Below are 11,748 nucleotides of genomic sequence, written 5' to 3'. Positions count from 1 at the left end.
TCGAGCAGCAGAGCAACAATACAGATTATAAATAATGGGGATTCATTTATCTTATCCTTGCCATCTCTTTTTGAGCTTCGATTGCAATTGGGCTGTCCGGAGCAAGCTCGATAACCTTGCTGTAAGCGTCGAGCGCTTTTTTATATTCCCGTGACAATCTGTAAGCATCAGCAAGATCCAGATATAATTCCGCAAAACCCGGAAAAATTTTTACCGCTTTTTCAAAAGTCGCTATTGCATCTGAGATTTTACCCATTGCAATATATGTCCCGCCAAGACCGCTCAAAGCAATTGCAAACCTTGGTTCTATCTTGAGAGCGTCCTGATAATACTTTTCCGCAAGATCATACTGTTTTTTATTGTAATAGGCCCATCCCAGGTTTGAAAGGGGATAGTGGGGAGTGGCATAGGTAAGGTCTTCGGTGATCTCCTTAAAACAGGTAATAGCTCTGTCCCAGTCCTTTTTTGCAAGATAGGCTGTACCCATATTATTTTTTGCCGGCGTATAATCCGGTTTTATTGTAATTGCTTTCTTAAAGTGATCAATAGCGATGTCCGGTTTTCCTTTTGCCATGTAAGTCAGTCCCAGGTCATTTTGAAGACGCGGATCTTTGCTATAGAGTTTTTCGGCCTTAAGAAGCTCTCTTAGCGCTGTCGTATAATCTCTCTGCCCCATATATCCTTCGCCAAGATTTCTAAAAGCTTCTCCCCGGTTTTTTCTTAATTCCAGATTTGCAGCGCATGAGACAAGAAAAAATACCAGCAGGATAGATGCTGCCCGGATAAATCTATTTGTTTTCGTTTTCATATTTAAGATACCCCAAAATTATTAACTTTAGCGCACTTGTAACTTTGATGAACTCGTAAAAAGTCGAAAAATACCATATCCCGTCATTCCGGCGAAAGCCGGACACGTAGTGAAGCTAAAGCGCTATCCAGTCTTTTCAAGCAGTTGCAGACCATCTGGACTCCGGTTTTCACCGGAGTGACGACTTTTTGCGAGTTTATAATTATTCACTTTGTGTCTTTGTGCCTGGCTGAATCACCTTTATGCCTTTGTTTATTAAAAACTGAACTACATCATCATTCACAGGCGCTGTTGCGAGAAGTATTTTATTCTTATTTTTATTTGAAATCAGATAGCCTGGAATGATTAAAGAGGTATTATAGGTATCCGGCCTTTTTGCCGCCAGGAAGGTTGGGTATTTTGTATAAGAAGCCTCTAATGCATCAAGAATCTTTCTTATTACCTCATGTGCATTATCTTTATTATTTATCTGTATTATGCCAAGACCTGTCTTTTTTATAGAAAGAACCGCATCCCCATAAATATCTCCAAAATCAACGAGCAGCGACTTTCCATCCCTGGTTGATATGAGATTTGACAATGCCTTTATCTGGATCCCGGCATACGGGAATGTAATGGCGACATTTGGGGTATAATTATAACCCATTGCCGCCAGGAGATTATTGACAAAGGTTTTATGGTCTGAAAAGTCTATGGCAATAGCATCTTTCAAAGGTCTCGCATCTTCTGCTGTATTTTCCTTTTGCGCGCCTTTGGATTCGTGTTTTGTGCCTTTAGAATCTTTGGTAAAATCTTTGAGAAAATCCTTTATTATTATATTGTGTTGTTCCAGATAACGGACAATTGAGTCAGGGGTACGCTCATCCGGTTCATTGACAGGGGTAATACACAGGTGGCTTGCCTCTTCACCCGCAAAACACGGCTGCTCAATTATCCATTTCCCGCTAACATCCACCTTAAGGCCCTGATCAGAAAATGATATTTTATTTTTAAACGCCTCTTTTCCAAAGGACTCCATAACAGCATCAAACGCCTGCTCTGTTGAGGCTTTGTTTGCAATAGAAACAATTTTCACATTGCTCCATGATGATTTTATTGCATTTAGTTCAGGCGCATTTTTGTCTTTGTTAGCGGATGCGGCCAGCAGAATCTTTGTCTTATCTTTAAGCTCTATTAGAGGAAAACCGGAGAGATCGAGCTTATAATCGGCTTTTCCATGCCCCGGGAAAGAGTATATGCCTTTATTTAAAAGTTTTGCATCTAAAATTGAAGCAATTGCCTCAAAAGGAGGTTGAGCATTGTCCTGTTGATCCGTTGGAACAAAAGGTTCCGGAGCGCCGGAAGAGTCAAATAGAGATTTGTACCATGGTTGATTGCGAAGCGATGAATCAGGTATATATAGTTTCTGGCCTGGATAAATCCGATCCAGATCAACGACATCCGGGTTGATGAGCCTTAACAGCTTGATCGCCTCGTTGTATGGTTTTGTTCCGTATTTAGTATCATAGCCCCGCGCAATAAGCCTTGAGATAAACTCCCCTTCTTGCACAACATGTTCGGTTGAATAGGGTTTGATAATATCAGGCAGGTCGGAAATTGTTACAAATGGAATGGTAACGATTCCCGAAGATTGACCAGGAAGCGAATCCTTTTTTAATTTCTTTAAAGGGATAAGAATATGCTGACCCGGACGTATGTTGTCAACATCACGTATGCGTGGATTTAGACGTTTAAATATAGCCAGGAATTCCGGAAAATCCTTATAAGAGATTTCTCCTTTTTGCCTGAAGAGCTTAATGACCCAGTCACCCTTTTGAACAACATAAGGATCACATAATATATCTATGCCTTTATCATAGAGAACAGCATAACTTTTAGAGAGTAAAGCGCTGCCCGCGGAATAATGGGGAATGATGCAGATAAATATGATTAGCAACCATGTAATAAATAGTCTATGCAAATTTTTATGCCTTTGCTTATCTGTGTTTTAGATTCAACCTTGTTGCGATTTCTTCTGATACACGTTTGACAAATTGCTCAAAATCATCCCCTTTTATCGGTTTCCCAGGGGCCGGAACCTTTTTTAAATCCTTTGGATGTATTAAAACAGGAGAATTTATAAGATTTGGATCAGGAGTGATTTCATATTCCGCTGGAAATCTGTTTTCAAAATACATCTCCTGGAACCCGGAGAATTTCAGTGAATGAGCGGTTGAATCGACAACGGCAATATCATTGTTATTAACAATTCCCTGTTTTTTTGCTTCAACAAGACCGGCCAAAGATTCTCCCCCGTGGGTACAGGCAATATGCCCGTTGCGATTAGCCACAAGTTCCCAGTCAATTATGGCCTGTTCCGGGACCTCTGTAAAAAAAACATTCTTTTTGCCGGCCAGGCGGTTATAAAGATCTACGAGATATATTACCCTGGGCATTGAAACAGGATTTCCGATCATGGCTGCCTGGGCTACGCTGGGCTTTACGGTTACTGGAATAAATTTCCGCTTTTTCGCATCAGGCTCGAGATAATACCTGTAAACAGGGTTGGCATGTTTTGACTGAACCCCGATAATTTTCGGCAGGCTGTCTATTATGCCGGTTTCATAAAATTTCAGGAATCCGTTTATAACAGCGGTAATATTGCCTGCATTGCCGATCGGCAATACTATAACTTTGTCTTTCATATTATATTCGAAATTCTGAGCAATTTCGTATGAATATGATTCCTGCCCCAGTATCCTCCAGGCATTCTTGGAATTTAGAAGAGCTACATTATATTTTTCCGACATAGCTTCAACAACCTTCATGCAGTCGTCGAATACGCCCGGGATTTCGAATACAGAGGCTCCGCTTCCCAGAGGCTGGGAAAGCTGCTGGGGAGTTACCTTTTTGTGCGGAAGGAGTACCGCAGACTTGACATGAGGCTGAAGAAATGAGGCATACAGCGCGGCTGAAGCAGATGTATCCCCGGTGGAAGCACAGATTGCCAGCACATCGGAAATATGCCCTTTTTTGACAAGAAAATTGATATAGCTCAAAGCGCTCGCCATTCCCCTGTCTTTAAATGATGCGCTTGGGTTCTGACCGTCATTTTTAAAGAAGAACCTGACGCCGGCTTTTTCCTGCAAAAAAGAATTGGCTTCTATAACAGGAGTATGCCCCTCGCCAAGATAGATCACGCAGTCAAGAGGCATAACCGGACCGATAAATTCATGATACAGATAAATCCCTTTTAGAGCAGGGATCGTGAGCATTTTGCGATAATCGAAAATTTGGCGCCACAATTTTCCGGGTATTTTTTTTAACCGGTCAAATTGCAGATCATAGATAAGCAGAACCTGGCCGCAATCCGGGCATGTATAAAGCAGCTTCTCAATGCCGGATTCAAGGCCGCAGCCAAGACAGCGGTAAACAACATTCCCTTTTTGTTTAGGAATAATATAGGGCCTGATCTCTACTGGAAAATCTTCGATTTTCATTTTTCTATTTTTTCCATTCCACCCATATATGGCCTCAAGGCTTCTGGAATAATCACGGACCCGTCAGGCTGCTGATAATTTTCAAGTATGGCCGCGACTGTTCTTCCTACGGCAAGCCCTGATCCGTTTAATGTATGGACAAGTTCCGTCCCCTTTCTACCTTTTCTTCTGAACCTGATATTAGCCCGTCTTGCCTGAAAACTTTCGAAATTACTGCAGGATGAAATCTCCCGGTAAACACCCTGAGCAGGCATCCAAACCTCGATATCATACGTCTTTGCCGCTGAAAAGCCCATATCTCCGGTACACAGGCAAATAACCTGATAAGGAATGTTAAGACGTTTTAAGATGGTTTCAGCGTCATTTAAGAGTTTTTCGAGTTCATCATAAGAGTCTTCCGGCCTGGAAAATTTAACCAGCTCTACCTTGTTGAACTGATGCTGCCTTATTAAACCCCTTGTGTCTTTTCCATAAGAACCGGCTTCGCTGCGAAAACATGGAGTATATGCAGCATATAGAATAGGCAGCATGTTTTCATCTAAGATTTCATCCTGATGAATATTTGTAACCGGAACTTCGGCCGTGGGAATCAAGAAATAATCCCACCCCTCAAGTTTAAACAGGTCTTCCTTAAATTTCGGTAGTTGACCTGTGTTGGTCATGCTTTTTTGATTTACAATAAAGGGCGGCAGAACCTCTTTATAACCGTGTTCTACAGTGTGAATATCAAGCATAAAATTTATAAGAGCCCTTTCCATTCTTGCGCCTGCTCCGTAAGAGAGAGGAAAACGAGCCCCTGCGATCCTGGAAGCCCTCTCAAAATCGAGTATCCCTAAATTTTCTCCCAAAGTCCAGTGAGGAGCTGGTTTGAATTCAAACTCAGGGCATTTGCCGAATTGTCTGACTACCGGATTGTCGGAACTATCCTTTCCTACAGGCACTGACGGATGGGGGATATTCGGCAACCCCATAAGTATGTTATAAATATTTTCTTCATTTTCGGATAAAGGCTTATCTAATTCCTTTATTTTATTTGAAACATTACGCATCTCAGCAACCAGGTCATCTGTATTTTCACCTGCTTTCTTCATGTCTGCAACCTGCCCGGAAACCAGATTGCGGCGACATCTTAGTTCTTCGATCTCAAGCAGAATCGCCCTGCGAGTGGAATCATAATCTTTTAAAATTTCAATGTCGGCTGTTTCGCCTCGCATTAAAAGCGCTTTTTTTACCTGTGAAAAATTTTGTATTACAAACTTGATTTCAAGCATAAGGATAATTATGTTTATTAAAAATGTTTAGTGATATTTGATGGTTTATTGCATCCTGTTAATACAGCATATTTTTTTAAAATTATCATGCACGGATCATATAGTCAATGATTATTGAAGGTTGACTTTGTTGGTTAATATATGTATGATAATAAATTAGATTTTAAAAGACTATTTCAATGTCCGGAGAAATATATGGAAGATATTAAAGAAAAAAAACGTGAAATACGCGAAGATATAGCAGAAAAGCTGAAAGCATTTTCCGCCGGTGAATTAATCGAAAAAACCAGAGCAATAGAAGAACGGCTTTTTGGATTCGCCAACTTTCTTGAATCAAAGGTTATTTTGCTGTATATGCATACAAACGGTGAAGTTGTTACGAATGATATAATAAAAAGATGTTTTGAATCCAATAAGATAGTTGTGCTTCCTGTTTTTGATACTATGAAGCATGCAATGCAACTAATGAGGGTTGACAACCTTGATTCTGATTTAAAGCCTGGTCCAAGAGGAGTTCCGGAGCCTGACCCGGAGTGTTGTAAAATTGTGCCTGTTGACTTTATCGATATAGCAATAATTCCGGGGGTTGCTTTTGATGAAAAGGGTGGAAGGATAGGATTGGGCAAAGGCTATTATGACAGGCTTATTCCGACACTATCAATTACCACCAGAAAGGTTGCTCTTGCCCTTGAAAGCCAGATAATTCAGCAGGTGCCTGTTGAGCCCCATGACAAGCATGTAGATATCGTTATTACTGAAAAAAGGATAATCTATAAAATATAAGTTAGGGGTTCAAGAGTTTCTCCAGCTTTTGAAGGTTTGCAGTCTCTCCGACCGCAATGAGTGTATCCCCGGCCTTGATGATGCTCTCAAAGGAAGGGTTAAACAACATATCTCCGTCAAGCTTTTTTATTGCAATTATTATGAGGTTATAATTTTGCCTGATGCCTGAATCCTTTAACATGAGATTTATCAGCCTGGAGGAGGGGCTGACGGACATTTCCTCCATATGTATATCCTGCTGTTGATCATCAAAGGCTTGATCCAGAAAATTCGTTACAGCAGGGCGAAGTATTCTTTGAGACATACTTGCCGCCCCAATCTCATAGGGTGATTCCACCTTGTTTGCTCCGGCTGCCTTCAATTTCGCCTTTGATCCCTCAAGGTTTGCCCTTGCTGTTATATAAATATCCGGTTTGAGCTGTCTGGCTGTCAGAACAAGAAAGACATTCTCGGTGTCTGTACCCAGAACAGCGACCAGACTTTTTGCGTGTTTTATACCCGCATTGATAAGAATTGCTTCGTCAGAGGCGTTTCCCAATATATAGAGAACGCCATCTTCATCCATAACCCGACGTAATTCTTCGTTCTGTTCGACAACCACCACGGCTATGGATTTTTTTTGAATATTTCTGCAAAGAAGTCTTCCTATGCGCCCGTACCCGCAGACAATATAATGATTTTTTAACCGATCAATCTTTTTGTTCAATCTTCTCCTCCCTAATATAGCCATTATTTGTCCCTCAAGCATGAATCGTACTACGGCGCCCGCCACATATATAACAAATCCAATCCCGATAATAATTAAAAAAATGGTAAACACCTGTCCTGCTTTTCCAATTTTATGCACTTCACCATATCCCACAGAAGTAATTGTAATAACGGTCATGTATAGAGCATCAAATATATCCCAGCCCTCAATAATCATATAACCTGTTGTTCCAAAAACAACGATTAAGAGAGTCAAGAAAATAGAAGTTGTAAGATGTTTTGTGCTGTCCATAAAAAAGCCTTAAAGAGTTTGCAGCCGTTCAAAATTTTAAGGGTCCAAACGACTGACTGGTTTTATGTTTTGATCAACCACGCCCCAGCGTGGTTAACCGTGAACGATTATGTAGCATTTTACTTAAAAATCAAGGGTTTTTTTTGTTAAATGCTTGACCTGTGCATGCTGGTTTGATAGGAAATTTGTTATGAGAAAGGATTCCATTACATTTAAAAGCAAGCGCGAACAAATGGTCGTCAAGCAGCTTGAGTCGCGCGGGATAACAGACATAAATGTTCTTGCAGCCATGCGCAAAGTCCCAAGGCATCTGTTTGTAAGTGAGGCCTTAATGGATCAGGCGTATGTTGATTATCCGCTTCCCATCGGTGAGCAGCAAACAATTTCACAACCATATATCGTGGCAGAGATGACACAGGCTCTGCAACTCGGCAAGGATGACCGGGTGCTTGAAATCGGAACAGGATCAGGATATCAGGCCGCAATTTTAGCTGAAATTGCATTCAGGGTATATACCATTGAAAGAATAAATCCGCTTTTTATTAAAGCGCGCAAACTTTTTGACGAGCTTCATTATCACAACATAGTAGCCAGATATTCAGACGGCACTTTAGGGTGGAAAGACGAAAGTCCGTTTGATGCTATTATTGTCACAGCCGGCGCGCCGAAAATTCCTGAAAGCCTGGTAGAACAGTTGGCAATTGGCGGACGTATGGTAATACCGGTCGGAGACCAGTTTTCGCAGGAGTTGATCAAACTATATAAGGATGAGCAGGGTATTCGCAAAACATGTCTTGGTGGATGCAGGTTTGTAAAACTGCTTGGCGAACAAGGCTGGAGATACCAATAAATGCTTAGACGGCTTTATTCCTGGGTTCTCCGCTGGGCGGAGACAGCATATGGGACATGGGCATTATTTATTCTGGCTTTTTGTGAATCCTCTTTTTTCCCCGTACCCCCTGATATCCTTCTGATAGCCCTTGCCGTGGCAAGACCAAAAAGGTCGTTTTATTATGCGCTGATATGTTCGGCAGGTTCCGTACTTGGGGGATGTTTAGGCTATTTGATTGGATGGCGGTTTATGGTCGACATCGGGGAGAAGATTATAAGCCTTTATGGTTTAACTGAAAAGGTTGAATATATCCAGTCTCTTTACATGCGATATGACGCTCTGGCAATCGGGATCGCCGGCTTTACTCCTATTCCCTACAAGGTGTTTACTATTTCAGCCGGAGCTCTGAATATTGATTTCACCGTATTTGTGATTGCTTCGCTGGTTTCCCGTTCCATGCGTTTTTTCCTGGTTGGGTGGCTTATATATCGTTTTGGTTCCGGAATTCAGGATTTTATTGAGAAATATTTTAATACGCTGGCAGTTGCATTTACCGTTCTTCTTGTTGCCGGATTTGTGATTATCAAGTATTTTCTCTAACCGCATTTTGAGAACCCGCATGAGTGACAGATAAGACATCCCTCTTCATGAAGCAATATCCCGCCGCATTCAGGGCAGATATAATTCATTGTTTTTATCTCATTAAAATTTGAATTAGTTACCTTTATCAACACTTGAGCAATTGCATCAGGACAGGATAGAACCATTTTCCCGTTTTGCCATGCGGGTGAAGGACACCGTATGCCTATAAGCTGCTTGATGACGGCATCAATATTTACTCCTGATCGCAAAGCAAGGGATATCAGGCGACCCGCGGCTTCTATCTGAGATGACGCGCATCCGCCGGTCTTTCCCATCTGCGCAAAGACTTCGCACATTCCTTTTTCGTCGGAATTTATCGTAACATACAGTTTCCCGCACCCTGTGCTGATTCTTTCCGTAATACCGTGAGTGCGCATTGGTCTTGGCCTGGGAGCTATCTTCGCGGATTCCTTTTCTTCCCTGCCAAAACTTAAAACCTGATTGTCACGGCTTCCATATCTGTATATTGTTACACCTTTGCAACCGCTTCTGTAAGCAGAAAGATATACCTTTTTAATATCCTCAATTGTGGCGTCCGGAGGAAAATTGACTGTCTTGGAAACAGCATTATCCGAATATTTCTGGAATGCAGCTTGAATTGCAACATGCCATTTTGTTGAAATATCATGAGATGTTCTGAAAAGCCTTTTTATGTGATCAGGAACAAAGTCAAGCGACTGTATTGAACCTGTTTTTGCAAGTTCGCCAAAGAGCTCTTTATTGTAAAATCCTTCCTGCCTGGCGATTTTAATAAAAAAAGGATGTATTTCCGGAAGAAACTTTCCGTCAAGCACATGCCTTGCATATGCCACGGCAAAAATCGGTTCTATTCCGCTGGAAGTGTCGGCAATAATGCTGATAGTGCCTGTTGGAGCAATTGTAGTGGTAGTGGCATTTCGCATATGTGGAGTTGATGGCTTGTCAAAGACACTTTGCTTGTAATATGGAAAATTTCCGCGTTTTTCAGCAAGGGCGGCAGATGCTTTTTTGGATTCCTCAGAGATTATTGACATTATATTTTCCGCCTGGGCAACCGCCTTTTCGGAATCGTAAGGCAAACCCATTTTTATCAACATATCAGCAAAACCCATTACCCCCAGACCGATTTTCCTTGTTCCTTTGCTCATTTTTTCAATACGCGCGAGAGGATATTTGTTTGCGTCTATTACATTGTCAAGAAAATGGACCGCATCGTGAACAGTCCTTTTTAATCTGTTTAAATCAAGGGCTTTTTTGATTACCATTTTAGACAGATTAATAGAACCAAGGGTGCATGATTCATAGGGTAGAAGAGGTTGCTCGCCGCAAGGATTAGTGGCTTCAATGTCGCCAAGGTGTGGTGTCGGGTTATCCTGGTTTATGCGATCGATAAATATTACCCCAGGTTCTCCGGTTTGCCAGGCAGAAGCAACAATCATGTCAAATATTTTCTTTGCTGAAACCTGTTTAACAACCTCGTTGGTTCTGGGATTGATGAGATCGTAATCAGAATCTTTTTTAAGCGCATCCATAAATATTTTGGAGACGGCAACCGAGATATTGAAGTTGTTTAACATGTGCGGATCGTTTTTTGAATTTATGAAAACTTCGATATCAGGATGATCCACCCGCAAAATACCCATATTGGCTCCTCTGCGAGTACCTCCCTGTTTGACGGTTTCAGTGGCCACATCGAAAACAGACATAAATGAAATAGGACCGCTTGAAATGCCGGCGGTTGACAGGACCATATCCTTTTCAGGACGAACCCGCGAAAAAGAAAATCCTGTGCCTCCGCCGCTTTTATGTATCATTGCAGTATGTTTCAAGGTCTCAAAGATACTTTCCATTGAATCTTCGACAGGCAGAACAAAACAGGCGGCGAGTTGCCCAAGACGTCTGCCGGCATTCATAAGGGTAGGCGAGTTGGGTAAAAACCACTTATTGCTTAAAAGTTTTAGAAATTTTTGCCTGGTTTTATCAATATCGGCCTCAGGATCAAATATCTTGTCAACAGAAGCGATAGTTTCCGCCACCCTTGCAATCAAGTCTTCAGGCGTTTCGATTATTTTTCCATTGCGGTCCTTTTTCAGATACCGCTTTTCCAGCACAACCCTCGCGTTTTTTGAAAGATGTATAGACATTCTTGTTTCCCTAAATAAAACCAAACTTTTCTTTTAATTTCCGATTAACCACGGGCGGTACCATTCCTTCAATATCCCCGCCAAAACGGGCGGCCTCCTTTATTATTGATGAACTTGTAAAAATCCATCTCAGGCCGGTCATAAGGAAAACCGTCTGAACCTCCCGGTTTAGTTTGCGGTTCATCAGGGCAAGCTGAAACTCATATTCAAAATCGGATACAGCGCGCATCCCACGCAGTATGGCATTAGCTCCCCGCTTTTTTGCATAATCTACGAGAAGCCCGTCAAATTCATCTACTTCAATATTTGAAAACCCGCTCAAGCTTTCTTCAATCATCTTGACCCGTTCTTCAATAGTAAAAAGAAATTCCTTGGAAGAATTATGCAGTATAGCCACAATAATTTTATCAAAAACTTTAAGCCCCCTTTCGATAATATCAATATGACCGTTTGTAACCGGATCAAAAGAACCAGGATATACAGCTATTTTTTGCATTGATTTATATTCCTTGTGAAATAAAGGTGTTAATATTTATACAATATAAGTTAAAAATGAAACAAGGCTTTTCCCATATTTTCTTTGATCATGGAGTTCATACTCAGGAAAATCTAATGGGATCGGCTCTAAAAGGCTGTGCTCAATAATAAGATATGCCCCTTTTTTTACGGATACCGCTTTTATTAAGTTGTGCAGGGTCGGTCGGAGAAAACCCTTGTTATAAGGCGGATCAATAAAAACAAGATTAAAGGCAGGTCTGTCCGATTTGATACAATTTAAATTTTTTATTATATCCCATTTTATAATTTTAG

The 11,748-nt window shown here is 41.3% G+C and carries 11 protein-coding genes; 3 read left to right on the top strand and 8 right to left on the bottom strand.

Translation table 11 applies throughout. The features are described from left to right. Window positions 1-46: 46 nt before the first annotated feature. From VMW78_07425 to serS, 4 genes are all read right to left on the bottom strand, one after another. The gene (locus VMW78_07425; GenBank protein HUV50830.1) at window positions 47-808 is read right to left on the bottom strand and encodes a tetratricopeptide repeat protein; all 762 of its coding nucleotides are present in this window, start codon (window positions 806-808) and stop codon (window positions 47-49) included. Between the two features lie 202 nt (window positions 809-1,010). Beyond that, on the bottom strand, window positions 1,011-2,768 hold the full coding sequence (locus tag VMW78_07420) for a LysM domain-containing protein (GenBank protein ID HUV50829.1): 1,758 nt from the start codon (window positions 2,766-2,768) through the stop codon (window positions 1,011-1,013). A 16-nt stretch (window positions 2,769-2,784) separates the two neighbouring features. After that, window positions 2,785-4,287, bottom strand: a complete 1,503-nt coding sequence (thrC, locus tag VMW78_07415; GenBank protein HUV50828.1) for a threonine synthase — start codon at window positions 4,285-4,287, stop codon at window positions 2,785-2,787. After that, window positions 4,284-5,558 carry a serine--tRNA ligase gene (gene serS, locus VMW78_07410; GenBank protein ID HUV50827.1) on the bottom strand — a complete coding sequence of 425 codons (1,275 nt, stop codon included), beginning with the start codon at window positions 5,556-5,558 and terminating at the stop codon, window positions 4,284-4,286. Before serS ends, thrC begins: the two co-directional genes overlap by 4 nt. Before the next feature lie 195 nt (window positions 5,559-5,753). Between serS and VMW78_07405 the strand changes: the two genes are divergently transcribed. Beyond that, on the top strand, window positions 5,754-6,341 hold the full coding sequence (locus VMW78_07405; protein ID HUV50826.1) for a 5-formyltetrahydrofolate cyclo-ligase: 588 nt from the start codon (window positions 5,754-5,756) through the stop codon (window positions 6,339-6,341). Window position 6,342: 1 nt separating this feature from the next. Here the strand turns inward: VMW78_07405 and VMW78_07400 are convergent, their stop codons facing one another. After that, complete coding sequence (locus VMW78_07400) at window positions 6,343-7,341, bottom strand: potassium channel protein (protein HUV50825.1); 999 nt, start codon at window positions 7,339-7,341, stop codon at window positions 6,343-6,345. 190 nt (window positions 7,342-7,531) lie between these two features. Between VMW78_07400 and VMW78_07395 the strand changes: the two genes are divergently transcribed. Next, the gene (locus tag VMW78_07395; GenBank protein HUV50824.1) at window positions 7,532-8,191 is read left to right on the top strand and encodes a protein-L-isoaspartate(D-aspartate) O-methyltransferase; all 660 of its coding nucleotides are present in this window, start codon (window positions 7,532-7,534) and stop codon (window positions 8,189-8,191) included. Next, window positions 8,192-8,773 (top strand): YqaA family protein, encoded by a 582-nt coding sequence (locus VMW78_07390; protein HUV50823.1) that lies wholly within the window; start codon window positions 8,192-8,194, stop codon window positions 8,771-8,773. It begins immediately after the preceding gene. Here VMW78_07390 and VMW78_07385 read toward each other — a convergent pair. From VMW78_07385 to VMW78_07375, 3 genes are all read right to left on the bottom strand, one after another. After that, window positions 8,770-10,938: a vitamin B12-dependent ribonucleotide reductase gene (locus tag VMW78_07385; protein HUV50822.1), complete on the bottom strand. Its 2,169-nt coding sequence runs from the start codon at window positions 10,936-10,938 to the stop codon at window positions 8,770-8,772. The genes VMW78_07390 and VMW78_07385 overlap by 4 nt on opposite strands. A 10-nt stretch (window positions 10,939-10,948) precedes the next feature. Further along, window positions 10,949-11,434 carry a pantetheine-phosphate adenylyltransferase gene (gene coaD, locus VMW78_07380; protein HUV50821.1) on the bottom strand — a complete coding sequence of 162 codons (486 nt, stop codon included), beginning with the start codon at window positions 11,432-11,434 and terminating at the stop codon, window positions 10,949-10,951. A 36-nt stretch (window positions 11,435-11,470) separates the two neighbouring features. Continuing rightward, window positions 11,471-11,748: RsmD family RNA methyltransferase (locus VMW78_07375; GenBank protein ID HUV50820.1), on the bottom strand; the 278-nt coding region annotated here is incomplete at its 5' end.

Source organism: Anaerolineae bacterium, from assembly GCA_035529315.1.
GTDB lineage: Bacteria > Desulfobacterota > Desulfobacteria > Desulfobacterales > ETH-SRB1 > Desulfaltia.
Note: the sequence above shows the minus strand (reverse complement) of the source record. Positions and strands in the feature narration are given on the sequence as shown.

Coding starts and splice junctions, on each gene's coding strand:
- VMW78_07390 (HUV50823.1), top strand. CDS start 8,192: ATGCTTAGACGGCTTTATTCCTGGGTTCTCCGCTGGGCGGAGACAGCA.
- VMW78_07400 (HUV50825.1), bottom strand. CDS start 7,341: ATGGACAGCACAAAACATCTTACAACTTCTATTTTCTTGACTCTCTTA.
- VMW78_07395 (HUV50824.1), top strand. CDS start 7,532: ATGAGAAAGGATTCCATTACATTTAAAAGCAAGCGCGAACAAATGGTC.
- thrC (HUV50828.1), bottom strand. CDS start 4,287: ATGAAAATCGAAGATTTTCCAGTAGAGATCAGGCCCTATATTATTCCT.
- coaD (HUV50821.1), bottom strand. CDS start 11,434: ATGCAAAAAATAGCTGTATATCCTGGTTCTTTTGATCCGGTTACAAAC.
- VMW78_07385 (HUV50822.1), bottom strand. CDS start 10,938: ATGTCTATACATCTTTCAAAAAACGCGAGGGTTGTGCTGGAAAAGCGG.
- serS (HUV50827.1), bottom strand. CDS start 5,558: ATGCTTGAAATCAAGTTTGTAATACAAAATTTTTCACAGGTAAAAAAA.
- VMW78_07405 (HUV50826.1), top strand. CDS start 5,754: ATGGAAGATATTAAAGAAAAAAAACGTGAAATACGCGAAGATATAGCA.
- VMW78_07425 (HUV50830.1), bottom strand. CDS start 808: ATGAAAACGAAAACAAATAGATTTATCCGGGCAGCATCTATCCTGCTG.